At 67.5% G+C, this 23,898-nt stretch carries 24 protein-coding genes and 1 pseudogene; 16 read left to right on the top strand and 9 right to left on the bottom strand.

Annotated elements, in window-relative coordinates:
* The first annotated feature begins 242 nt into the window (after window positions 1-242).
* Window positions 243-1,364 (top strand): hypothetical protein, encoded by a 1,122-nt coding sequence (locus tag ABN028_RS15075; RefSeq protein ID WP_349331016.1) that lies wholly within the window; start codon window positions 243-245, stop codon window positions 1,362-1,364.
* Between the two features lie 26 nt (window positions 1,365-1,390).
* On the opposite strand, the gene ABN028_RS15070 is transcribed toward ABN028_RS15075, so the two are convergent.
* Window positions 1,391-2,518, bottom strand: coding sequence for a hypothetical protein (locus ABN028_RS15070; protein ID WP_349697009.1), 1,128 nt, complete (start codon window positions 2,516-2,518; stop codon window positions 1,391-1,393).
* A gap of 445 nt (window positions 2,519-2,963) precedes the next feature.
* Between ABN028_RS15070 and ABN028_RS15065 the strand changes: the two genes are divergently transcribed.
* The 3 genes from ABN028_RS15065 to ABN028_RS15055 all read left to right on the top strand — a co-directional run bounded on the left by ABN028_RS15065 (window position 2,964) and on the right by ABN028_RS15055 (window position 6,393).
* A complete protein-coding gene (locus ABN028_RS15065; RefSeq protein WP_349331018.1) occupies window positions 2,964-3,485 on the top strand; it encodes a DinB family protein in 522 nt (173 codons plus the stop codon).
* Window positions 3,486-3,578: 93 nt separating this feature from the next.
* Window positions 3,579-4,787, top strand: coding sequence for a winged helix-turn-helix domain-containing protein (locus ABN028_RS15060; protein WP_349697008.1), 1,209 nt, complete (start codon window positions 3,579-3,581; stop codon window positions 4,785-4,787).
* Window positions 4,788-5,103: 316 nt separating this feature from the next.
* Window positions 5,104-6,393: an ArsB/NhaD family transporter gene (locus ABN028_RS15055; RefSeq protein ID WP_349697007.1), complete on the top strand. Its 1,290-nt coding sequence runs from the start codon at window positions 5,104-5,106 to the stop codon at window positions 6,391-6,393.
* Here ABN028_RS15055 and ABN028_RS15050 read toward each other — a convergent pair.
* Entirely contained in the window at window positions 6,381-7,574 is a 1,194-nt protein-coding gene (locus tag ABN028_RS15050; protein ID WP_349697006.1) for an MFS transporter, read from the bottom strand. The genes ABN028_RS15055 and ABN028_RS15050 overlap by 13 nt on opposite strands.
* A gap of 102 nt (window positions 7,575-7,676) precedes the next feature.
* On the opposite strand from ABN028_RS15050, the gene ABN028_RS15045 reads away from it, so the two are divergent.
* The 10 genes from ABN028_RS15045 (at window position 7,677) to ABN028_RS15000 (ending at window position 14,384) form a co-directional block, all read left to right on the top strand.
* The gene (locus ABN028_RS15045; RefSeq protein ID WP_349331022.1) at window positions 7,677-8,306 is read left to right on the top strand and encodes a nucleoside/nucleotide kinase family protein; all 630 of its coding nucleotides are present in this window, start codon (window positions 7,677-7,679) and stop codon (window positions 8,304-8,306) included.
* 240 nt (window positions 8,307-8,546) lie between these two features.
* Window positions 8,547-8,873 (top strand): gas vesicle protein GvpO, encoded by a 327-nt coding sequence (gene gvpO, locus ABN028_RS15040; RefSeq protein ID WP_349331023.1) that lies wholly within the window; start codon window positions 8,547-8,549, stop codon window positions 8,871-8,873.
* Entirely contained in the window at window positions 8,870-9,280 is a 411-nt protein-coding gene (locus ABN028_RS15035; RefSeq protein WP_349697005.1) for a gas vesicle protein, read from the top strand. The genes gvpO and ABN028_RS15035 overlap by 4 nt, the downstream gene beginning before the upstream one ends.
* On the top strand, window positions 9,273-10,451 hold the full coding sequence (locus ABN028_RS15030) for a GvpL/GvpF family gas vesicle protein (RefSeq protein WP_349697004.1): 1,179 nt from the start codon (window positions 9,273-9,275) through the stop codon (window positions 10,449-10,451). Before ABN028_RS15035 ends, ABN028_RS15030 begins: the two co-directional genes overlap by 8 nt.
* Complete coding sequence (gene gvpJ, locus ABN028_RS15025; RefSeq protein WP_349697003.1) at window positions 10,448-11,164, top strand: gas vesicle protein GvpJ; 717 nt, start codon at window positions 10,448-10,450, stop codon at window positions 11,162-11,164. Before ABN028_RS15030 ends, gvpJ begins: the two co-directional genes overlap by 4 nt.
* A complete protein-coding gene (locus ABN028_RS15020; protein WP_502877630.1) occupies window positions 11,161-11,604 on the top strand; it encodes a gas vesicle structural protein GvpA in 444 nt (147 codons plus the stop codon). Before gvpJ ends, ABN028_RS15020 begins: the two co-directional genes overlap by 4 nt.
* Window positions 11,597-12,352: a GvpL/GvpF family gas vesicle protein gene (locus tag ABN028_RS15015; RefSeq protein WP_349697002.1), complete on the top strand. Its 756-nt coding sequence runs from the start codon at window positions 11,597-11,599 to the stop codon at window positions 12,350-12,352. Before ABN028_RS15020 ends, ABN028_RS15015 begins: the two co-directional genes overlap by 8 nt.
* Before the next feature lie 7 nt (window positions 12,353-12,359).
* Entirely contained in the window at window positions 12,360-12,605 is a 246-nt protein-coding gene (locus ABN028_RS15010) for a gas vesicle protein GvpG (RefSeq protein ID WP_349331027.1), read from the top strand.
* A gap of 28 nt (window positions 12,606-12,633) precedes the next feature.
* Entirely contained in the window at window positions 12,634-13,275 is a 642-nt protein-coding gene (locus ABN028_RS15005; RefSeq protein ID WP_349697001.1) for a hypothetical protein, read from the top strand.
* Window positions 13,276-13,295: 20 nt separating this feature from the next.
* Window positions 13,296-14,384: an SRPBCC family protein gene (locus tag ABN028_RS15000; protein WP_349331029.1), complete on the top strand. Its 1,089-nt coding sequence runs from the start codon at window positions 13,296-13,298 to the stop codon at window positions 14,382-14,384.
* Between the two features lie 19 nt (window positions 14,385-14,403).
* On the opposite strand, the gene ABN028_RS14995 is transcribed toward ABN028_RS15000, so the two are convergent.
* Both ABN028_RS14995 and ABN028_RS14990 read right to left on the bottom strand, forming a co-directional pair.
* Window positions 14,404-15,429, bottom strand: a complete 1,026-nt coding sequence (locus tag ABN028_RS14995; protein WP_349697000.1) for a VIT1/CCC1 transporter family protein — start codon at window positions 15,427-15,429, stop codon at window positions 14,404-14,406.
* Between the two features lie 123 nt (window positions 15,430-15,552).
* Entirely contained in the window at window positions 15,553-16,890 is a 1,338-nt protein-coding gene (locus ABN028_RS14990; RefSeq protein WP_349696999.1) for an Nramp family divalent metal transporter, read from the bottom strand.
* A 242-nt stretch (window positions 16,891-17,132) separates the two neighbouring features.
* On the opposite strand from ABN028_RS14990, the gene ABN028_RS14985 reads away from it, so the two are divergent.
* The gene (locus tag ABN028_RS14985) at window positions 17,133-17,633 is read left to right on the top strand and encodes a GAF domain-containing protein (RefSeq protein ID WP_349331032.1); all 501 of its coding nucleotides are present in this window, start codon (window positions 17,133-17,135) and stop codon (window positions 17,631-17,633) included.
* Window positions 17,634-17,694: 61 nt separating this feature from the next.
* Here ABN028_RS14985 and ABN028_RS14980 read toward each other — a convergent pair whose 3' ends face one another.
* The 5 genes and pseudogenes from ABN028_RS14980 to trpB all read right to left on the bottom strand — a co-directional run bounded on the left by ABN028_RS14980 (window position 17,695) and on the right by trpB (window position 22,163).
* A complete protein-coding gene (locus tag ABN028_RS14980; protein WP_349331033.1) occupies window positions 17,695-18,189 on the bottom strand; it encodes an NUDIX domain-containing protein in 495 nt (164 codons plus the stop codon).
* A 53-nt stretch (window positions 18,190-18,242) separates the two neighbouring features.
* A complete protein-coding gene (locus tag ABN028_RS14975) occupies window positions 18,243-19,157 on the bottom strand; it encodes a helix-turn-helix domain-containing protein (RefSeq protein ID WP_349696998.1) in 915 nt (304 codons plus the stop codon).
* Between the two features lie 200 nt (window positions 19,158-19,357).
* Window positions 19,358-20,113 carry a GntR family transcriptional regulator gene (locus ABN028_RS14970; protein ID WP_349696997.1) on the bottom strand — a complete coding sequence of 252 codons (756 nt, stop codon included), beginning with the start codon at window positions 20,111-20,113 and terminating at the stop codon, window positions 19,358-19,360.
* Between the two features lie 40 nt (window positions 20,114-20,153).
* A complete protein-coding gene (gene trpA / locus ABN028_RS14965; protein ID WP_349696996.1) occupies window positions 20,154-20,996 on the bottom strand; it encodes a tryptophan synthase subunit alpha in 843 nt (280 codons plus the stop codon).
* Window positions 20,993-22,163: pseudogene (gene trpB / locus ABN028_RS14960) on the bottom strand (tryptophan synthase subunit beta). Before trpB ends, trpA begins: the two are co-directional and overlap by 4 nt.
* 310 nt (window positions 22,164-22,473) lie before the next feature.
* Here trpB and nuoF point away from each other — a divergent pair.
* Window positions 22,474-23,772: an NADH-quinone oxidoreductase subunit NuoF gene (nuoF, locus tag ABN028_RS14955; RefSeq protein ID WP_349696995.1), complete on the top strand. Its 1,299-nt coding sequence runs from the start codon at window positions 22,474-22,476 to the stop codon at window positions 23,770-23,772.
* Window positions 23,773-23,898 lie beyond the last annotated feature (126 nt).

The following is a 23,898-nucleotide window of genomic DNA, read 5'->3' as shown; positions in this document are numbered from 1 at the left end:
AGCACGGCCCCCTTCGCGACGACCGGCTCGTCGGCGCCCGCAAGGCCCGGATCGTCGCAGCCCACCCGTGGCGCCGCCGAATCATTGTGCCAGGTCAGCTGGGCAACCACGGTCGGCCGTCGCCCCATCGTCGGCACAGCACATGAAGCCGAAATGAAGCAGGCGCTTGCCACACTGTCGCCGGCAGGACAGCCCGCACCCTGCCGCCTTGGCATGTGGTGGATTTCGTACTGGCAGGGGTTATGTCTCATCAGCTGTCGCCCGACGGTAAGTGGGTCTGGGATGGTCACCAGTGGCGGCCGAGGCCGAAATGGTGGCGACGTCCCGGCTGGGTGGTGTTGGTCGCGGGCCTCGTCGCCTGCCTCGTCGTCGCCACCTTTGCCGTGCCTGTGGCCAGCTACCTGATCCGGGTGAACGGGTCCGGCGCTCCTGCCGCGGAGCCCGCTGCCACCCAGACCGGATCACCGGAGCGGTCGCGACAACCTCGCCAGCAGGTGCCTGAGACGATCCGGCCGGGCGAAGAAGTGACGAAGGAGCGGTTGGCACAGGTGTCGCCATCCGAGTTCTACTGGGAACTGCTGGAACGCCAGATGACTCGGCCCATCAGCCTGATCACGAGCACCTACTTCGCCAAACCTCAGGACTTCGAGCAACACAAGTCGTACTACGTCAATCAGCTGGGCATCGATCGCCGTACCGGCGAGTTCACCGCTGCCAAGACTTCCTACCAGGAAGGCCGTACGTCGACGATGAACCGGTGCGTCGACGGCAAGTACTACTACTGGAGCAGCTACGACGAGGAGTGGTCCCACCTCCAGTCCAGTGACCAGGACTGTGCGGAGATCCCTACGCTGATGCACTCGGCGTCGACCGACGGCGTGGTGACCAGTGGGCTTTCCGGGAAACAGGCAGACAAGGTTGTCGCCGCTCTGCGCGACGAGTTCGACGGCTTCGCCCATCCTGGGAAACCGGTGTTGATCACCATCGACGGAAAGACCTACGTTCGACAGGTGGTCGACTACACGCCACTGAAGCTCGAGGACGGCAGGTACTGGGGAACGATGATCTTCACGCTTGCCTTCGAGGAAACGGGCCTGGATCCGGAGACCTGGCCTTGGTACACAGGGCTTGGCCCTGGTGAGGGTCTGCACGTCGTCTACTACATCGACCCGCACACCCTCCTACCCGTGGCGTCGGTCATGCGGTCGACACCGGTCCTTGATGACCAGGGCAAGGAAAAGGTTCGGTACGACCAGACGATGGCGTTCAACTACCAATTTCCGGCGAAGCTTCCTGAGCAGACACTCAAGGGCGCGAAGCCGCTCACGCTGACGTTGCCCGAAGGGTGGCACATCACGAAGTGAGGCGAGCATGAATGGGCGACCGACCTTCAGGTGGAGAAGTTGAGCCCTCGGACCGTGACGCTGACGCTGTTCGGAAACTCCTCGTGCGCCCCTGCACCCGGTTCGAAGTCCACGTGCATTCGCTGGAAGTCGGCGCGGTGCACCTTGGCGTCGCTGATGCTCTGCAGAAACCATCGACGCGCCTGGACCGTCATGCCGCCCATGGAGTGGTCGGCGCTCTGGAGCAGGAACGCGAGGAGATCCTCGTACTGCTTGTCCGAAAGGCCGGCGCCGAAGCCGACGCTGGCGCTGATCTCGGTGGCTTGGCGGCCCTTGCAGATCAGTTCGTACTTCTCGCCCCGCCCGAGGCACGGGTCGATGGCGAAGATGGTGTAGACGGCGTCCGGAACCCGTCGCTGACACTTCAGCGCCTGGAGTTTTCGGTCGAGAGTGCAGCGGAAGCCCTGACCCGTGTAGTGCTCCCGGGTTTCGACGATCCCGGCCTCGGTGTCGCCGGAGGGAATCACGCGAGGTTTCGCGCCGTGTGCGACCAGCTCGAGCTGATAGGCATCCCGAGGCTCGGAAACGAACAGCGCCGAGGTTCCCCACGAAAGCCGCGACGAGCTGTGCGTGCCGGGGGTGTCTGGTGCCCTGTCCTTGTCGCGACCATCCACGATCGCGCGCGCCTCGCCGGCCTTCAGGATCGTGCCGTCGAGTGCCTCGACCGTCGTACGGAAGAGTTTCAACGACGCTGCCGGATTGTCGAAGTAGTCGATGCTGAGATCGACCACGGCGACCGAGCCGTCGGGGGCGGTCTGGATCCGGGCTGTCTGCTCGTCGAGGCTGCTCGAGCCCGGTTCGAGATAGCAGCTGTGCACGACAACTGGTTCCGTCAGCGACTCGTAGCACGCATAGCCCGCGCTGGTCAGTGCCGCGGTCACGCTCCTGAGTTCGCGCAGGGTCGGTGTGGGCTTGGTGGTGGGTGAGTGGGCGGGCTCGGAAGCGGTGGCTTTCCGATCTGGCCGGTCGGCGCTTCCGCCGGTGATGCTCTCCTCGCCCGAGCGGAGGATGCGGTCCAGAGCTGCCGACGCCCCGCCGAGGGCGAGAGAGCCCACGACGATCGCGGCGAGGACGATCAACGCGTGCTTCCTCGGGTTTACTCCGTCCGTACGCATGACGGCTGCCTCCGCTGGAGTGTCACTGGTGTCGTTTCGCCCCCCGGACGCGGCGCAGTCCCGGTCCGGAAGCGTGCGGTGTCTCGGTGTCTCCCGGGGTGCCAGCACCTGGAGGCGGGAGTCGGCACGACCGTACGGACCTGCTGCGTCAAACCTGCTTCAGCTCAGCGTCGGTGGGCCGGGGAGGTCGGGCGTGAGATGCGGCCCGCATCCGTCGGCAGGGACGGCGGACCTTGACACCAACCATCCGCGGGCGAGCTGAAACGCCATGGTGTCTCACAGTGGTTGTTCCTGGTCGGGTTCAGCCTGAAGGACGCCTACTTCGGGTGGGGGTTCTTGCTGCCCGGCGTGCCAAACGGGGTGACACCGGAGTCGTGCCGACGTGGTTTGACGCGGCACGTGCTCGGCGTCTTGGATGGTGCGGGACCATGAGGGGGAGGGATCGGTGTCGATCAAGCATCTTCGTCCGTCCGGAGCCGCCGACGAACGTAGCCAGCTGACCGGATGGCTCGACCTGCAACGTGCCGGCGTACGGATGAAGTGCGAGGGCCTGTCCGAAGCGGACGCACATCGTGCCGTCCTTCCGTCGTCGCCGCTCATGACGATGGCCGGCATCGTGGCGCATCTGCGCTGGGTGGAGTACTCCTGGTTCCACCTCGATCTGCTCGGCGAACCCGACACGGGCCAGACGCCTTGGCGCGACGACGGCGACCCTGACGCCGAGATGCGGGTCGACGGCCGGAAGCTTGCGGACCTGCTCGACGAGTACGACGAGGAGTGCGCGCGCTCACGGGCGATCACCGCGAGCCACACCCTCGACGATCTCGAGAAAGGGCAGCACGGCGGCGACAATCCCGCCTCCCTGCGGTGGATCCTGCACCACATGATCGAGGAGACCGCGCGTCACCTCGGCCACATGGACGCGATCCGCGAGATCCTCGACGGCAGGACCGGCTACCTGGGCTGAGCCGGCGCAGGGAGTTCGGCGATCGCCTGGGGTGTCGGTGGGCGGTTCTAGGCTGTCGTCCGCATCCCCGCTCCGGCCAGGGCAGGTTGCCTCGTGCGTACGTCGACTCCCCTCTCGGCTGCGGCCGCGCGGCGGATAGCCCTGGCCGCACAGGGGTTTCTCGATCCGCGGCCGGCAGGCAGAGTCGACGCCCGGCACATCCAGCGGGTGGTGAACCGGGTCGGCTACCTCCAGCTCGATGCGTTGAACGTGCTGTGCCGGATGCACTACGCGACCCTGTTCGGCCGCCTCGGGCCCTACCCACGAAGGCTCCTGGATCGCCTCGCCTGGGGTGATGGACGACAGCGCGCGTTGTTCGAGTACTGGGGAAACGCCGCGACCCTGCTACCGGTCTCGATGCACCCCCTCTTTCGCTGGCGGATGAAGCGTGCGGCGGAGCAGGAGTGGTCGGGCAGCGCCCGGATCGCTCAGCTGCCGGCGGGCTACGTCCGCGAGGTCCTCGCCGTTGTCGCGGAGCGTGGACCGATCAGTGCCGGTGAGATCGGTACGGAGGGGCGTCGCCCCGGCGGCGGTGGGATGTTCAACTGGAGCCACGCGAAGGTCGCGCTGGAGTGGCTCTTCATCACCGGCCAGGTGAGCATCGCCGCCCGCCCCCACTTCACCCGGATGTACGACCTCACCGAGCGCGTGCTGCCACCAGAGGTGTTGGCGATGCCGACGCCCACCGAGGAAGACGCCCAACGCGAGCTCATCCGGTTGGCGGCCCGGGCACTCGGCGTCGCCACTGCGGCCGACCTGCGTAACCACTGGTTCCTGCCGGCCAGCGAGTCGAAGGTCCTCGTCGCCTCGCTGGTTGAGGCGGGGGAGCTGCTGCCCGTGCGGGTGGAGGGCTGGCGCGGGCCGGCGTACGTCTGGCACCAGGCACGGATACCGCGCCGGGTCCACGTCCGTACCCTGCTGTCGCCGTTCGACCCGGTGTTCGGTGGGCAGTTGCGGTGCCCGCGCCTGTTCCAGTTCGACCACCACATCGAGTTCTACAAACCGAAGGAAAAGCGGGTCTACGGATACTTCGTCCTCCCGTTCCTCCTCGGTGACCGCCCGGTCGGTCGGGTCGATCTCAGGGCCGACCGCACCGGGTCCGCCCTGGTTGTCCAGGCCGCACACGCCGAACCCGGCGTCGACGAAGCCGAGGTGGCGGCAGAGCTTGCCGTCGAGCTACGGCACATGGCCGACTGGCTCGGCCTCGATCGCATCGTCGTCACAGGACGAGGAAGTCTGGGCTCCGCTCTGGTGGGTTCATGAGCAGGCCGGTGCCCGAATGTCGCTCTCCGCACCGGTCAATCCGCTGTACGTGACTCATGATCATGAGTCACGTCCTGGCCCCGTGCTCCGGCTGGCCCGGTGCGGGCCGGAGGCCGCGATCTCGGTAGGCTCCCGGCAGGTGTGCCGGGAAGTCTGGTCGGCGGTGCCCATCACCGACCGCCGAGGAGGATCCCCACATGCCTGTTGGCTCGCTGAGCGCCGCCTTCGTGACCAGTAGCCAGACAGCCGGCCAGCCAGCCACTCAGACAGGCGCCGCGCCGGTTGTCCGGCGGGGCGCTGAAGGCGAGTTGTCGCGATGACCGGCTGGATCCTGCCGGTCGCGGTCTTCGCCCTCGCGTACGTCCTGATCGTGCACGACCGGCTGCCGCGGACCATGATCGCATTGGTCGGCGCGGGAATCGTCGCCGCCGCGGGCGTCGTCGGTGCCCACGACCTGTTCTATTCCGAGCACACCGGCATCGACTGGAACGTCATCTTCCTGCTGCTCGGGATGATGATCATCGTCGGCGTGCTGCGCCAGACGGGCGTCTTCGAGTTCCTCGCGATCTGGGCGGCCAAGAAGGCCCGAGGTAAGCCGTACCGGCTGATGGTCCTCCTCTGCGTGCTGACCGCGGGGGCGTCCGCCATGCTGGACAACGTGACCACGGTGCTGCTGGTCGCGCCGGTCACCATCCTGGTGTGCGTACGACTGGGCCTGCGACCGGTACCGTTCCTGATCGCCGAGGTCCTCGCCTCCAACATCGGAGGTACGGCGACACTGGTCGGCGACCCGCCCAACATCATCATCGCGAGCCGGGGAGGGCTGTCGTACAACGACTTCCTGGTTCACCTGGCGCCGTTGGTCGTCGTCCTCCTCGCGGTGTTCCTCCTGATGGCGAGAGTGCTGTTCCGGAAGGACTTCGTCGCCGATCCGGCCCGGGTCGCCGAAATGATGGAGCTGAACGAACGGGAGGCCATCGGCGATCCGAAACTCCTCGTCCGCAGCCTGATCGTGCTCACCGCCGTCCTCGCCGGCTTCGTTCTCCATCCGGTGCTGCACATCGAGCCGTCGGTCGTTGCCCTGCTGGGTGCGGGCCTGCTGGTACTGGTGAGCCGGCTGCCGACCGGTGCGTACATGGAGGACGTCGAATGGGAGACGCTGCTGTTCTTCGCGGGGCTGTTCATCATGGTGGGTGCACTGGTCAAGGTCGGCGTGATCGACACCATCGCCGACGCCCTCAGTGCCGCCACCGACGGTGAGGCGACCCGCGCCGTTCCGCTGCTGCTGTTCGGGTCGGCGGTCCTGTCGGCGATCATCGACAACATCCCGTTCGTCACGACGATGAGTCCGGTCGTCGCCCAACTGGTAGCGCCCGACGGCCCGCTTGCGGGCGAGACCGTGCTGTGGTGGGCGCTCGCCCTCGGCGCCGACCTTGGCGGCAACGCGACCGCGATCGGAGCCAGCGCCAACGTCGTCGTCCTCGGCATCGCCAAGCGCAACGGGCACCCGATCAGTTTCTGGGAGTTCACGAAGTACGGCCTGGTCGTGGCGGCGGCGACGGTCCTGCTCAGCCTGCCGTACCTCTGGCTGCGCTATCTCATCTGACCGGGCCCGTTGCCGCGTGGGCTCGCGAGTGCCGCGGCCGCGGCGAGGACGCCGGCCGCGATCGAGACGACGAAGCCCGCGCTCGCACCAGCGTGGTCGATGACCTGGCCCGCGACCGCCCCACCCAGGGCGATGCCGCCCACGACGGCGCTGGTCGTCCAGGCGAGCCCTTCGGCGAGGCGGGAGGTCGGAACGGTCTCCGATACCCGCGCCGTGCTCGCGATGAGCGTGGGCGAGATCGTGAACCCCACTCCGAAGACGATCACCGCGAGGACGCCGAGGTGGTTGATGAACGGCAGCGGCAGTATCGCGACCGCAATGGCCACCGTCCCGATGCGGAACCGCGCCGAGGCGGATCTCCGCAACCGCAGGCCGCCGAGGATGGCGGCGGCGAGCATGGAGCCGGTGGCGGTGATGGCGAGGAGTACCCCGGACCACGCCCGCGCGTCCTGCTCGGAGGCGAGGGCGATGACCGAGATGTCGAAGGCCCCGAAGAGGGTCCCGATCCCCACACTCGCCGCCACCACCGGAAGGAGGAGCCGCCACCCGAGCGGCTGCAAGGCGGTTCCGGCCCCGCTCCGACCGTGCGCCGGCGGTTCGGTGCCGCGGAGCGAGGCCAGCAGGAGCGTCCCGGCGAACCCGGAGGCCAACGCCACCAGGATTCCGGCGCTCGGGTTGACCGCGGTCGCGAGAAGCGTCACGACGGGTGGGCCGATCATGAACAGCAGTTCGTCCACCACTGCCTCGAGCGCGAACGCGGTCTGTAACTCCGGCGTGTTGCCGAGCAGGTGGTTCCAGCGGGCTCGTACGTACGATCCGATCGTCGGTGAACTGCCACCGGCCAGCGCGGCGAGGACGTGGAGGACCGGAACGGGCAGGTCGAGGTCCACCACGACGACGAGCCCGCCGAGCGTCGCCGCGTGGACGAACGCGATCAGCGGAAGCATCCGCCGCTGGCCGTACCGGTCGACCAACCGGGCCTGCAGTGGCGAGCAGGCCGACCTGGCGATCACGTACGCCGCGGCCACCGAGCCGGCGATGCCGTAGGAGCCCGTCCTGGCCGAGACCAGGATGATGATGCCGAGGGCGACCATCGAGATCGGCAGCCGGCCCAGCAGTCCACTGGCGGAGAACTTCAGCGTTCCAGGAAGGCGAAGGAGCGCGCGATACGGCTCGAGCACACCCGCGACGATATCCGGACGGCAGGTAGCGCAGGTCGAGCGTGGCCGGCGAACGAACTGGCCGCGCGGGATCCGGCCCAGATGGTCGACGAGAATGGGGGCATGCACGTCCGTCCGCTCACCCCTGACCGGCTCGTCGCGGAGGTCGTGGACGCCATCGACGACCGGCCGCGCGACAGCTGGGTTCGGGTGCTTGTCGATGGCAGCCCGCCCACGCGGCCGCGGGAATGGGCCGGCGCGCTGGTCGACCCCCTGCGCACGCGGGGGCGCCCCGTCGTGCAGGTGTCCGCCGAGGACTACCTCCGCCCGGCGTCGCTCCGGTTCGAACGCGGCCGGGACGACCCCGACGTGATGTACGAGGACTGGCTCGACACCGGCGCGCTGGTCCGGGAGGTGTTCGCACCGTTGGCGGCGGGCGGCACCGGGCGCATCCTTCCGGCGCGCCATGATGCGGCGCTCGACCGGGCGTACCGCTCGGAGTATGTCGCCGTTCCACCGGGCGGTGTGGTCCTGGTCAGTGGTTCACTCCTGCTGGGATGTGGCCTGCCCGCCGACCTGAGCGTGCACCTGGCGTTGTCGCCCTCCGCGCTCGCCCGCGGTACGCCAGAGGAGGAGCGGTGGACACTGCCTGCGTACGGCCGGTATGAGGTCGAGGCTGAACCGAGCCGGCAGGCCGACGTCGTGGTCCTGCTCGACAATCCGCGCCACCCCGCACTCGTCGAATGCCGGTGAACTTCACCACGCCATAGCGAGGAATTTCCGGAAGAGTCGCCAAGCAAAGACATGTCCGGTCCCCGCGACCGCTTTCCCTATTTTCTCGCTGTCCCGGAGATAGTTAGCGGGAAGCGCCGGTCGAAAGTTCACTACCTGCTGCGTAACGTGGGTCGAAAGAGGTAGAGGAATTCCTCAGGCGCATCGCGGGCGGAAACGTCGAAGCGTACGTCGACGAGCCAACGCGGAAGAGGGCTTGCGATGGCGGACGGACGGAGGCATGACACCGGTCGGGAGCACGAACGTGGACGACGTGGTGGTACGTCTGGTGATCGCAGTCCGGTGACAGTGTCCCGGAAGGCGATGGACCAGCTCTCCATGCTCACCAGTCGTGCGGTCGAAGGCGTCTCCCGCCTGGAACACGACGAGGATGGGTGGCTTTTCCAGGTCGAGATCGTCGAACTCGACCGGATACCTGACTCGACAAGTGTGCTGGCGAGCTATGAGACGCGAACCGACGAGGACGGCAATGTCCTCTCCTATCACCGCACTCGCCGCTATCCGCGTAATCAGGCGGGTGAATTGTGACTGCTCGGCCCGAATACCGCAGAACCGGCACCGCACCCGTGTCGCGTTCCAATGACTCGTTGGCAGACATTCTTGAAAGGGTGCTCGACAAGGGAGTCGTCATCGCCGGCGACATCATGGTGAATGTTCTCGACATCGAGCTTCTGACGCTCAAGGTACGGCTGTTGATCGCCTCGGTCGACACTGCTCGGGACATGGGGATCGACTGGTGGACCGCCGATCCCTTCCTGACCGGAAACAACCAACTGGAACGGGAAAATCAGGAGCTGAAGAGCCGCATCGAGCAACTGGAACGCCAGGTGGCGGCGGCCGGCCTGCCCGAGCCGGAGGGGTCGTCGACCGGCGGCGAGCACCGGCAGGTCCGGGCGGCATCGACGCGTCGTGGGAACGGAGCGTCCGATGGGTGATGCTCCTCTGACTGGACGGCCGCCCTCCGTGCAGGAGATCGAGTCGCTCGTGGCGGACGCCGATCGGCGTGCCCGGGACCTCGTGTGCGACGAACTCGCCCGTCAGCTCGCCCAGGAGTACCGTGCCGCCGTCGCACAGTGGCTTGCGGCGCGACCTTCCACAGCGCCGCCACCGCAGCGTTCGCCGCCCGCGCCGGCCGCGCCAGCCGCACGGGCCGCTCCAGCCGCGCCAGCCGCGCCGGCCACTCAGGCCGCTCCAGCCGCATCGGCCGCTCCGGGCGAACTCGCGGGCGAGACCGCCTGGTACCTCTACGCCATCGCCAGAAAGGACGACGTGGCCGGCGTGATCGCGGACGGTATCGCCGGCGTCGAAGCGCGACGGGTGCAGTTGGTCACCACGGACGATCTCGCCGCCGTCACCGCCGAGGTTCCCCTCCGCGGGTTCCGCGCCAGCGGCGACGAACCGGACCTCAGCGTGGAAGGCTGGCTGAACAAGTCGGTCCGCGCGCACGAGAACGTGCTGGACCGCGTGTGCCGCCATGCCACCGCGCTGCCGTTCAGGTTCGGCGCGCTCTATCCGAGTCGCGATCATGTGCGTCGCGTACTGCACGCCCGGGCAGACGAACTCCGGTGTGAACTCGACCGCCTCGACGGTGCCGCCGAGTGGGGCGTCAAAGCTCACGCCACGGGTCCGCTGGCCGATGATTCGAGTGCGGAATCCGTTGCGACGGGCGGGCCGGAGGCGCCGGACGGTACGCAATGGATGAGGCGCAGGCAAGCGGCCGCGGAGGCGCGCACGCACTCCCGCGAACTGCGCGCAGAGATGGCGGCCCAGATCGACGATGCACTGTCACCGCATGCCAGAGAGACGGTCATCCGCGCGGCCTCACGGCAGGGAGATTCCGCTGCTCTGGCGTTCGATGCCGTCTATCTCATACCGCACTCGGCGGAGACCCGTTTCCACGAAGCGTTGGACCTCCTCGGTTCGCGCCACGCGGAGGAGGGCCTGCGCCTGGAGGTCACCGGTCCGTGGCCGCCGTACCACTTCGTATCGATGCGTACGGATGAGCCGGTACCTGTGGAGGAGAAGGCGTCGGGGATCCCCTCCAGGCGAGAGCCCGGAGACGCCGGAGCAACGAAAACACCTACCCGGCAAGGGGTGGTGTCATGAGCGACCGCCGGCTCGCGCTCGACGACGGCTCGCTGGTCGACGTTCTCGACCGGCTCCTCGACGCGGGTGCCTACCTCGACGGGACGGTGCTGCTCACCCTCGCGGGTGTCGACCTGGTGAGACTCGATCTCCGGCTCCTGCTGGCATCGGTCAACACGTTGCGCCCGGACAGTTCCGCCCAGCAGAGCCGACACCTGGCAGCCGGGCAGCGACGCGAAGCGGTTCCCCGCGAGGCAGAGGTCCGCGCACGCGATGAGGTCCTCGACAGCAACGCACCGTTCCGCGAAATGCCCGCGTCCGTAGGGACTGCGCCCGAACGGACTGTGCCCGAACGGACTGCGACCGCCATGAACGGCGAAGAGACCGCCTCTCTGATTCGTACCGCGAACGATCTCACCGGTGGCGACTCGTCGGGAAACCGGGCGGAAGGAGACGACAACCGCCAGGCAGGCATCGCCGGGCTCGTCGTCGTTCTCGTCGACATCGTGCGACAGCTTCTGGAACGCCAGGCGTTGCGTCGGATGGATGCCGGCACCCTCACCGAGGCCGAAGTGGAACGGCTTGGCCGGTCATTGATGGCGCTGGAGCAGCAGACGGCGGAACTCACCGACTTCGTTGGTCGGCAACGTCGCCATCCGCCCCCCATTGGTTCGGCCCGGGATCTCGACCTGGGCATGCCGTTGACTGATTCAGGAAGAAGGGCTCACCCATGACTGTCATGCCGCACCAGGGCTCAGGAGGGGTCGGCCGGGGCCACTCGAGCAGCCTGTACGACGTTCTCGAACTCATCCTGGACAAGGGTCTTGTCATCGATGCCTACATCCGGGTGTCGCTCGTGGGCATCGAACTGCTCACCATCGACATCCGGGTCGTCATCGCGAGTGTCGACACCTATCTGCGCTTTGCCGAAGCGGTGAACCGTCTTGATCTCTCCGAGAAGAAACCCCGGCAGCTTCCCGAGTTCGTCGGCGAGCTGTCAGAGCAGGGGGCGAGCGGCAAGACGAAGGGTGCACTGAGCGGAGCCGCCGAGACGTTCACCGAGGCGTTCCGCAAGGGCCGCGGCGGCGGCGAGGACGAAGACGAACGGGAACGTGAGGAGATCCCGCGTCCGCGCGGGAGTAGCCGTGAACGATCGGAGCGGCGCGATGACTGACCCGACCGAACCGCGCGCGACCCGGTCAGAAGCCACGTACGTCTACGGCATCGTCGGCGCCGAACACCCCTGCCACTTTGAGGAGGTCGAGGGTGTCGGCGAACCACCGACAAGGCTGCGCAGGCTGGATGCCGGGCAAGTGGCAGCCGTCGTCAGCGACGCACCCACCGAACTGCGGGCCAAGCGCAGAGACGTGACGGCTCACCAACGCGTCCTTGATGCGATGACCACGCAGGGCACCGTCCTGCCGATGCGGTTCGGTGTGATTGCCCGGGACGAGGAAAGCCTGCGCGAAGAGCTGATCGAGGACGGCGAGGCACACCTCGCCCTGCTCGCCGAGCTCGAGGGTCGGATCGAGATCAACATCAAGGTGTTCTGCGACGAGGACGAGATGGTCCGGGAGGTCGCGACCACCGACCCGACGATCCGCCGCCTCCGCACCCAACCCGCCACGTCGATCGAGGACCGGATCCAACTGGGTGAGTATGTCGCGCAGGCCATCCAGACGCGGTATGACCACATCGGAAAGCACATGTACGAAGCGCTCGAACCGTTGGCCGAGCGGAGTGTTCCGGGTCCGCCGGTCAAGGGGGCCGCCGTCAATGCGAGCTTTCTCGTGGACCGGAACCGAACGGCGGAGTTCGTCGACGCGGTGGATCGGCTCGACGCGTGGTTCGGTCCGGACGTCCGGCTGCAGCGGATCGGCCCGCTACCTCCGTACAGCTTCGTAGGTGCGCAGGAGGGGTGAGCAGCGGATGGGACTGGTGACGGGACTTCTTACCCTTCCGTTGGCACCGGCGCGGGGGATCGGCTGGGTGGCGAGGCGAATCGCCGACGTGGGTGAGGACGAGTACTACGACCCGGCGCGGATCCGAGCCGAGCTTCAGGAACTCTCGCAAGCCCTCGATGACGGCGTGCTCACCCCGGAGGAGTTCGACGAGCGAGAGGACGAACTTCTCGACCTGCTCGAGGAGGCCGACGCACGCGCTGCGGGGGAATAGAAACGAAGCGTCAGGAGGAGGAGCGTTGATGAACACCTCGACGAAGATTGGTGCCGCCGTGGTCGGAGGGTACGTGCTCGGCCGGCGCAAGAAGGCGAAGATGGCTCTCCTGTTGGGATCTGTGCTGGTCGGTAAGCGGCTCAACGTACGTTCCCTCGGCAGGGAGGCGATGGGACGAATCGCGGAGTCAGCGCAGTTCGGCCAGATCCGCGAGGAGATTCGTGGCGAGTTGGTGTCGACGGGGCGCTCGGCCGCGGGTGCGGTGCTCAGCGCGCCACTCAACAAGCTGGCGGACGGGTTGCACCAGCGGACGTCGAAGCTCACCGGCGCCGAGTCCGAGGAGCCCTCACCGGACGGCAAGTCGAAGCGGTCGGCAGAGGACGAGTCTGAGGACACGGAAGGCCGCACCGAGGGTGGAGGCGACGAGGGGAAACGCGACGAGCGTGAAGGCGACGAGGGGAAACGCGACGAGCGTGAAGGTGATGAGGGGGATCGCGGCGAGGACCGCGGGCAGCAGGGCGAGGAACGGGAGGACGAGCAGCGCCCGCGGCGGCGCCGTCCACCGACCCAACCAACCCGCCCGAAAACCCGGAGCGCGGCGGACCGCATGTCCCGTACCCGAGGACGCCGTACGCCCGCGGGTGCCGGCTCTCGCGGCGACCGCGACTGAATCCGAATGAGGGGGACGACATGAGCGAGACAGCGGCCAAGGGGAAACGTGGTCAAGCCAACCTGTCCGACATCGGCGACGGGGTACGCAAGGCCGCGGCGAAGAACCCGGCGACTCAGCGACTGCTCGACGAAGGTCAGCAGTACGTCTCCGCGAAGGCGCAGCGGATGATTCAGGGTCTCGGCGGCAAGATCGGAGGGATGACGCGTGGGCTCTCCGATGTGGCTGAGGGCAAGGCGAGTCCCGGCGGTCTGCTCGCGGGAACGTTGAAGGAGACCCTCGGTGGTGCGTCACCTGGAAAGGCGATGGCGAAGGCCGGCGTGAAAAGTGTGGGGGAGAAGGTGAAGTCCATGTTCAAGGGCGGCGGCAAAGGCGGCGGATCCGGGCGGAAGTCGATGAACATCGTCGAGGACCTCAACGTCGGCGTCCCCCTGAGAGTGGCGTACAACCACTGGACGCAGTTCGACCAGTTCCCGCGCTGGTCCAAGGGTGCTCAGAGCGTCGACGTGGACGAGGGGGACCGTACGCAGAGCAACTGGAAGGCGAAGGTCGCCTGGTCCAACCGGAGCTGGAAGGCCACGATCACCGAGCAGATACCCGACGAACGCATCACCTGGCGGACGGAGGGCCAGACGGAAGTCAACGGGACGGTCAGTTTCCACCCCCTCGAGGACGAGCTCACCAAGATCCTTGTCGTGCTCGAGTACACTCCGCACGGATTCTTCGAGAAGACCGCCAACCTCTGGCGGGCACCAGGTCGACGAGCACGCCTGGACCTCAAACTCTTCCGTCGCTACGCGATGATGCAGGCCGAGGAAGAGGATGCCGACAACGGCTGGCGTGGCGAGGTCCGCGACGGCGAGATAGTCCGCGACCACGACGAGGTCGTCAAGGCGGAGAAGGAACGCGAGGGTGGCGAAGAGCCGGAAGGTGAAGGCGAGGAGCGCGAGGAGCCGACCGGCGAGGAGGAACGTGAGGAAAGGGAACCTCGCGCCGAGGAAGAGGAGGAGCAAGAGGGCGAGGAAGAGCCGGACGAGAAGCGTCGGGCACGTCCACCGCGGCAGCGGCGCTCAGAAGAGCGTAGGAGCAAGGAAAAGGCCCGGCGGTAGGCCGCTCGATCCGACTCGTTCAGCCGACAATCGTGCCGAACGCCAGGCCCAGCAGATAGGTCGCTGTCGCCGCGGTGACTCCGATCGCCAACTGGCGCAGGGCGCGTCGCAGTGGGGACGCGCCCGACAGCACCCCGACCGTCGCGCCCGCGATCATCAGCGCGACACCGGTGAGTACCCCGGCGACGAGCACGGCCGTCAGTTCCTGCATTCCGAGCAGGAACGGGAGCACCGGTATGAACGCGCCGACGGCGAAGAAGACGAAACTCGAGATCGCTGCACCGAGGCCACTTCCCACGACATCGGTGCCGTCGATTCCCGCACGGGTCGGCGGTGCCGGCCCTGCGGACTGGCGATGCAACACCGCGTCCGCCCGGCGCTCCGCTTCGTCGGCGGGGATACCCCTGGCCCGGTAGACGAGGGCGAGCTCATTGGCGTCGACGTCGAGCTGTGCCACGGAGATCCTTGCCTGGTCGTCGGGTCGCGACGCGGCCAGAAGCTCACGCTGGGAACTCACCGAGATGTACTCGCCGGCGGCCATCGACAGCGCGCCCGCGAGCAGCCCGGCGAGTCCTGCGAGCAGGACGCTCCGGCTGCTCGCACCGCCGCCGATCACGCCGAGGACAAGGGAGATGTTGCTCACCAGGCCGTCGTTGGCTCCGAAGACCGAGGCGCGCAACGTGCCGGACAGTCTGGCCCGCCCCCGGGCGGCAAGACCCCGGACGACCTCGGCGTGGATCCGTTCGTCGGCCGCCATCGCCGCCGGGACATCGGCGTCGGCCGCATAGCGCCACCGGCTCTCCGCATGCTGCATGAGGACCAGGACGAACAGCCAGCCGAACCGCCGCGCGAGGTGGGCCAGCAGCCGCATCCTGGGTGAGCCACGTTGGGGCGGGCCGACGTCCTCGCCGAGGAGGCGTTCCCAGTAGGCCGCGTGGCGTGTTTCGGCGTCTGCCAGACCGAGCAGGATCTGGCGTTCCTCACCGTCGCTGCGGCCGGCCAGCTCACGGTAGACCCTGGCTTCCTCCCTTTCGTCAGCCAGCATGCGGCGCCACCGGCGAAGTGTCGCAGGCGAGCGGCCGGCCGGAGACCGAGGAGTGCCATCGCCCATGAGGCGCATCCTGCTCGAAACGCCAGAACACTGTACGCCGTTCAGGCAAAATGGTCCTCAGCCGAAGAAACTCCTGATCGTGCCGAACGTCGCCCACAGGCCGATGGCGCCGATGAGCAGCAAAGCCAGCGTCTCCCACCACTTGTTGACGTACGCAGCCATCATGAACCGGCGACTGCTGGTGAGGATGATGATCCCGACGATGATGATCGGCCCGGTCAACGCCTGGAGGGCCTGACCGGCGATCGTCAACACGACGAAGTTCGGCGCCATCGGCAACGAGAACAGCAACGGCAGGCAGAGGAGCACACCGATCTGGAGCCACCGGAACCCGGGTATGCGTTCCAGGTCGTCCGCGGGGTCCGACACCCGAGGGAACGTGTGGCGCACGCCGTCGAGCAACACCTTGGTGAAGCCGTACGAATATGCGGGAAACGAGTTGAAGGTCACGAAGAACAGCCCCAGCCACAGCAGAACCGGCCCTGGCGCGCCGATTCCCAGCTGCATCATCTGGGCCAGGTCGTTCTCGTCCTGGATGCTGAAGTCACGGCCCTGCAGGGTTTCCGCCGCCATGATCCAGACGGCGAGGTTGATGATGACCATGGCCACGATGCCGATGAGCAGGTCGACGATCTGCAGCTTGCGGTACTCCGGACGGTTCCAGCCCTTGTCGCGCAGGAAGTACGGATAGAGGAGGTTGGCGGCCGATCCGCCGACGGCGCCGATGATCGCGGCCACGATGACGATTGACCGGAAGCCTCCCGCGTCCTCGGGAACCTGGAAGACCAATCCACGCAGCAGCTCCATGGCGTCGAATCCGCGCAGCGCAACGATGATCATGAATGTCACGAGCAGCGCGACCACGGACAGCCGGGCCAGGAGTTCGAGCACCTTGTACTGGCGTCCGGCCAGGAGCATCGCGGTCGTCAGCCCGACCAGCAGAATGGCGACGACGAAGACGCCCCATCCCGAGTCGCCCGGGCGTCCGGCCAGGTTGTAGAGAGCAGCGGCGGCGCCCTTGATGATGTAGGTCTGGACGATGAAGCCGACGACGAAGGCGACCGCGCCCATGAGGATCGGCAGGCCACGCCAGAGGCGGCGGAAGCCGGCCATGATCGAGTCGCTTTCCTCGTTGTTGGCGAGGATGTATTTCCCGATCGCCGAAACGAAGAAGTACCGCGCGACCAGGGATATGACGAGCGCCCAGATCAGGGCGTAGCCATAGTCCGCGCCGGAGACGGAGGCCGTCACGAGGTCACCGGCACTGAGCCAGGCCATCGCCACCAGCAGGCCGGGGCCGGTGAACTGTACGTATCCCTTGAAACCCTTGGGAATCGACGGGCCCTCGGGAACCGACGGGCTCGACGGCCCGGCCGACGTTTCCTCTGCTGCCATGTGACGCAAACCCTTCACTTGGCGTTCGCGATCTCCATCGATCCGGTGACTTCCGTGCCGGCGTTGCCGTCCGAGGAGAGTCTTTCGCTTTCGTGGTGGGGCAAATGTGCGTTCTGCGGCGTCCCCACGCTGCCCGCACCGAGGGCGGGGCGTCAAGGGTTGCGGTCCGATTCCGGACGACCCGCGGGTGAGGGTTATTGTCGGAAGCGATGGTGGGTTCAGCTTGTGAGGCAGGGTTCGTGATGACCGAGAGTGTGGTGCTCCTCGACCATGTCGCCCGTCAGCTCGATGCGGCAGAGCGTCTCGAGGATGTTCAACAGATCGTGAAGGTGTCCGCGCGCAGGGCTGCCCGCGCACAGGGAGCCACATTTGTTCTCCTTGAATCGGACATGTGCTACTACGCCGACGAGGACGCGATGAGTCCTCTGTGGAAGGGGCAGCGCTTCCCCGTCACCGACTGCATCAGCGGTTGGGCGATGCTGGCCAAGGAGACCGCGATCGTTCCTGACACCGAGAAGGATGAGCGGATTCCGCAGGAGGCCTACCGGCCGACCTTCGTGCGCAGCATGCTCATTACTCCGATCCTGATGCCGGCGCCGGTCGGCGCGATCGGTGTCTACTGGGCGCGGGTGGGGTGGCCGACGAGCCACGTGGTCAGTGCGGTGGAGCGGCTCGCCAACCTCACGGCGGAGGCGCTCGTGCGGTTCCCAGAGGGGATGCCTGACCCCGGCTTCATGCGGTAACGCACGAAAGCACCGGCCTGCACCACTTGCCGCAAACCTCCAAGGAGCCAACCGGGTCGGTTCACCTCACCGGATAGCCGTCATCCAGGTAGACCGCTGTCGCATCGTCGCGAGCGCGCATCGCTGCCGACACCCGGCGCCAGAGATGCGCCGGGAGCAACTCAGCGGCTTCGGCGGGTGTGAAGAAGCCAAAGCGATGCAGTTCCTCTGCGGGAAGCCGGATCCGAGCGATCTCGTCGTCGGACAGCACCCCGCCGTCGAACACCACTCCGAAGCCTTCCAACGGGATCTCGTCGCGGGCGGGCTCCCAGTCGGCGGCCAACAGTGCGCCCAGCTTCGTGGAGAGTCCGAGCTCCTCCTCGATCTCCCGGCATGCCGCGACGTACGGGGTCTCGTTCGCTTCCACGACTCCGCCGGGATAGTCCCAGCCCGGGGTATAGGTGGGCTCGACGAGCAGTACCCGGCCATCCTTGTCGAAGAACAAGGCGCCGGCGGCCATCCGCTTCTTCGGAAGTCTTGCCGTCCAATGGTCGCTCGTCTGCTCCACCTCGGACATGCCCCCGAATCTAGTGGGCCCGGCGGCGGACGAGGCGTTGCGCGCCATGGGTGTCAGGCATGCTGGGTGATCCACCGAATGGGATCGCCGCTGTCCAGGTTGGTGAAGCCCGCATCGTGCAGCGCGCCAGCCGCGAGCGTGCGGCGATGGGCGGCGAAGGTCAGGACGTGGGCGATGACGGCGCCGAACGTGTAGACCTCCACCCGGTCACCGGGGCACACGATCGCCTCGTCAAGGCGACCTTGCGCGCAGGTCTCGCGTACCTGCGCAAGAAACTCCGGGCCCACGTCGGCCAGGCGGGTACGCATGTGTGGGATGCTCTCGCCGCGTTCGACGGCGAAGTCGTACGCCCGTCCCTGTATCGCGGCACTCCACATCTCCAATTGACCGACGAGCCGCGACAGCAGCGACCGCAGGGACGGCTCGTCGTCGACGCCCTCAACCGAGATCTCGATCGGTGCGTCCAGTTGGTCGTCGCGGAGCGTTTCGGCACGGGTCAGCATCTCCCCGAGCAGCCAGATGTGATGTTCGACCATGCGGACAAGGAGGTCCATGGCACTCACCTTCGTCTGAGCCGGCAGCCGCAGGCTGTCGGGTGGATGGAAATGCACGCCGTTGGGCGCCTCGATCCGGATCCGGGTGGGGCTCTTGCGCCAGTGGGCGGGTGGCGATCCGTACGCCCTGGCAAAGGCCCGGGTGAACGACTCATGGGTGGAGTACCCCGCCTCCACGGCGACGTCGAGCACTGTCCGGGCCGTGGTCACCAGGTGGTAGGCCGCGCGTTCCAGCAGCACGCGTCGGCGTAGCCGCGCCGGCGGCTCCCCGGCGGCCGCCGCGATCACCCGGTCAAGGTGGAATCGCGACAGGTGCATCCGATCCGCCAGGTCGGCACCGGTCGCCTCGTGATCGTCCAGCGCCTCCGTCAGGACGTCGAGGAACGCCGCGAACACGTCCGGCCGGGAACCCATGACCCCATCCTGCCGAGTGGATCGACCGCCGGCTTGAACGAATTTGCTGTCAGGCGCTTGTGGGGCGCTTGACGCGAACCTGCCTTGGATGAGGGGCACCTGCCGCGAGCCTGCACTGGATGAGGGGCGCCCTCATGCGAACCTCCATCGGATGAGGGGACCTCATGCGACCCGCCACCGCCGAGGGCGTTGGCTGCGCGTCAGCCGGTGGCCGCCCAGTGGAGGGACAAGCCGTTCGCGGCGCGCTGGGTGGTGATCTGCATCATGCTGCCGAGAATGGTCGCCCGGTCGGCGACGATGGCGATGCCGTCTGCTGTGTAGGTGATCCGTTCGCTGATGAGGACCGGCACCCCCGGTGGCTCGTCGAGGTGGCGGGCAACATCGTCCCCGAGCACGTCCGGGCCGATCGTCTCCGACGCCTGAGCGACCGCGACGCCCAGATCGGCCAGGGACGCGTAGAGGGAGACGGCCGTGAAGTCGACCTCGCGGAGATCCTGGGCGTGTGGTGGACGCACCCAGGAGACCTGATGGATCGCCCGGCGGCCGGCGAACTCGCGGACCCGCTCCAGCCGCAGACCGGTGTCGGTGACACGGGCGCGCAGCTGCCTCGCGACGCGGGAGGGCAGGCGACGCACCGCTCGCTGCACCACTGTCGTACGCAGGTCATGGCCCTGGTCGCGGAGGTCGTCGGCGAAGCTGCGTAGGGAACCGAGCTGGTACGCCAGCTGCGGTGGCGAGACGAAGGTCCCGCGACCGGGCCGCTGCACGATCAGTCCGTCGTCGCTGAGTTGCCTCAACGCCTGACGCAGCGTCATGAGGGTGACTCCGTAGGTGCTGCTGAGCTCACGCTGCGGCGGCAGCGCCTCTCCGGGGGCATAGTGTCCGGCCCGGATCTTTGCCTCGAGGTCTCGGGCGATCCTGCGATACCTCGCCTCGCGTCTGACGTCGTGGGTCATCCTCGTCCGGTCCGTCCCCAGTCCATTTCAAAAGCCTGTCTCAGCCGCGTCGATCCGCGGCTCCCACAGTTCCGTTCGCGGTGTCCAGCGCGACGCGCAACGCCCCGATGTACGCTCCTGTCGCCGCAGGACCGGCTCCGTCGAGCACCCGGCGCATGATCGCCGCGCCGACGATCACGCCGTCGGCGTACCGGGCGGCGGCGGTGGCCTGTTCGGGCGTGGAGACGCCGAAGCCCAAGAGTACGGGCCGATCGGTGGCCTGCCCGATCCGCGTCGCAAGGTGCGCCGCCGAGGCCGGGAGTTCCTCCCGTTCGCCCGTCGTACCCATCACTGAGACCGCATAGACGAACCCCCGGCTGCGCGCCGCGATCTCACCCAACCGCTCGGCCGGCGTGGCCGGAGTGGCGAGCAGGGCGAGCTCCACGCCGGCTCCGGCCGCGGCCCTCTCGACGTCGCCGGCCTCCTCCAGCGGCAGGTCGGGAACGATCAATCCACTCACACCGGCCGTGCGCAGAGCCGTGCAGAACCGGTCGGCACCAGTCCGCAGGACCAGATTGGCGTAGGTGCTGACGACGATCGGCACGCCCACGCCTGCTCGCGCGAGTGCGTCGAGGATGCCGGACGGCGTGGCTCCGCGGGCGAGAGCCGCGTCCGACGCCTCCTGGATGGTCTTGCCGTCCAGGGTCGGGTCGGAGAACGGAATGCCGACCTCGATGGCGTCGGCGCCGGCGTCGGCGAAGGTCTGCAGGTATCCCACCCAGTCCTTCGTGATGCCGCCGGTCAGATAGGGCATCAGCAGCTTGTGGCCACTGTCGCGGCGGGCACGCAGGTGCTGCTCCAGGGTGGTGCTGTGTTGGTTCATGACCTCACTTCGTTCGGTCATGCGGTCACGCCCGTACGCGTCATGAGGGTGGTGACGTCCTTGTCACCGCGGCCGGAAAGGGTGAGCAGCACGGTCGATCCGGCAGGCAGCTCGTCCGACCCGGCGGCGCGCAGGACCCACGCCACCGCATGCGCTGACTCGAGAGCGGGCACGATGCCCTCGGTACGGGACAGCCGCACAGCGGCCGCCACCGCGTCATCGTCGCCGGAGGTGACATAGCGGGCCCGGCCGATGTCGCGGAGGTGGGCGTGCTCGGGACCGACGCCTGGATAGTCCAGTCCGGCCGCGATCGAGTGCGCCTCCCGGACCTGCCCGTGAGCATCCTGCAGGAACAGCGACCGGAACCCGTGCAGGATCCCGACCTCGCCGCCGGTCGCGGCCGGCACCGCCCACCGCCTCGACACCCACGAGGCGCGCGCCGGTGTCGGCGAATCCGGCGAAGGTGCCGGCCGCGTTGGAGCCACCACCCACGCACGCCACCACGTAGTCAGGGATGCCGGTGGGCAGCTCGGCGGCGCACTGGGCGCGGGCCTCCTCACCGATGATGCGCTGGAACTCCCGGACCATCCACGGGTAGGGATGCGGCCCGGTCACCGAGCCCATGCAGTAGTACGCCTCGTCCGCCGCCCCCACCCAGTGGCGCATCGCTTCACTGGTCGCGTCCTTGAGCGTGCGGCTGCCCGCCCGAACCGGGACCACGTCGGCGCCGAGCAGCCGCATCCGGAAGACGTTGTGCGCCTGCCGCTCGATGTCGCGCTCGCCCATGAACACCATGGCCGGCAAGCCCAGCAACGCTCCCGCCGTAGCGGTGGCCACACCATGCATGCCGGCACCCGTCTCCGCGATCAGCCGCCTCTTGCCCATCCGCCGGGCGAGCAGCACCTGCCCCAGCACGTTGTTGATCTTGTGTGAGCCGGTGTGCGCCAGATCCTCACGCTTGAGCAGGACGGTCACACCCAGCTCGGCCGACAGGCGTACAGCCGGTGTCACCGGCGTGGGGCGACCCACGTGCACGGCCAGGAGCCGCGTAAGGCTGCCCCGGAATCCCGGATCGCCCCATGCCTCGGCGAACGCTTCAGCGACGTCCTGGCACGCCGGCACCAGCGACTCCGGCACCCAGCGGCCGCCAAAGGCTCCAAACCGCCCCGCTGGCCCGGGATCGCGCATCGCGAACCGCTCGTCTTCCTGCGTACGCGCCAGAACGCCCGTCATGGTCGCACCTCACCAAAGTTATAGAACTGTCGTTCCAGTTATAGAACAGATGGGAAGTGGCTGGCAAGTCCAGCGGCAGTCAGACGCGCCTCTCATTCGAGGTGGCCGCGGCCGGCCAGTGGCCTTCGACATGAGGGCGATTTGTGATTAGCTTCACAAGCAGGCTGGTCGCCGCGACAATTGGTGGCGACAGGCGACAGTGACCCGCACGGCTGATCAGCGACGAGAGTGCTGTCGGGTGCAGGCTCGGCGAGAGGGGTGAAGGATGACGGCCTTGCTGGCGCCGGCGCTCACCGCCAACTGGGACCAGGACCGCGCCTGGACGCACGACGCGTACGTCGACCAGGGCGGTTACGACGCGCTGCGCAAGGCGGTCAAGCTTGACCCGGATGCCATCGTCGAGATGGTGAAGGACTCCGGCCTGCGTGGTCGTGGTGGCGCAGGTTTCCCGACCGGAATGAAGTGGGGCTTGCTGGCGCCGCTCGGTGACAAGCCGCGTTACCTGGTGGTCAACGCTGACGAGTCCGAGCCTGGAGCGTGCAAGGACATCCCGCTGATGATGGCCAGCCCTCACACGCTGGTCGAGGGCGTCATCATCTCCTGCTACGCGATCCGGGCCCGGTGGGCGTTCGTCTATGTGCGCGGCGAGGTTCTTCATGTCGTACGACGGCTGCAGCGCGCCGTCGCCGAGGCCTACGCGGAGAGCTACCTGGGCACCGATGTTCTCGGCACCGGGTACGAACTCGACCTGATCGTCCATGCCGGTGCGGGCGCCTACATCTGTGGCGAGGAGACCGCACTGCTGGACTCACTTGAAGGCCGTCGAGGACAGCCGAGACTGCGGCCGCCGTTCCCCGCCGCGGAGGGGCTTTACGCGTCGCCGACGGTGGTCAACAACGTCTGCACGATCGCGACTGTGCCGTCGATCATTCGCGGCGGGGTGGAGCAGTTCCGAAGTCGGGGAACGGAGAAGGCCCGCGGCACGGTGATCTACTCCCTGTCGGGGCATGTGAAGCGGCCCGGTCAGTACGAAGCCGCCCTGGGCACGACGATGCGTCAGCTGCTGGAGCTTGCCGGGGGCGTCCGCGAGGGGCATCGGCTGAAGTTCTGGACGCCGGGTGGGTCGTCGACACCGATGTTCACAGCCGATCATCTCGACGTCCCGCTCGACTACGACGCGGTCGCCGCGGCCGGATCCCAGTTCGGTACCGGGTCGCCGATGGTGTTCGACGAGACCGTGTGTGTCGTTCGCTGCGTGCTGCGCTGGATGGAGTTCTACAAACACGAGTCGTGCGGCAAGTGCACGCCATGCCGTGAGGGCACGTACTGGCTCACTCAGATTCTCCAACGGCTGGAGAACGGTGACGGGAGCGAGGAGGACCTCGACACTGTGCTCGACCTGTGCGACAACCTCGCCGGACGATCGTTGTGTGCTCTCGCAGACTTCGCGACCGGTCCGGTCATTTCGTCGATCAAGCACTTCCGCGACGAATACATCGCGCACCAGACGAACGGCGGCTGCCCGTTCGTCCCGGCCGCGTCGACACTATTTCGAAAGCCCTGAGCCGGAGACCAGGCGAGAGCCAGCCGGGCGTGGACACCTTCGGTAAATTCCGTAGTCATGCACCAAGGCTGTCGACCAGACTCGTGCGATGTGGCCGACAGCTACAGACAACCGTCCGGGCAGACT

The sequence above is a fragment of the Actinopolymorpha sp. B17G11 genome, assembly GCF_040196095.1.
GTDB lineage: Bacteria > Actinomycetota > Actinomycetes > Propionibacteriales > Actinopolymorphaceae > Thermasporomyces.
This window is presented reverse-complemented; position numbering and strand designations above follow the sequence as displayed.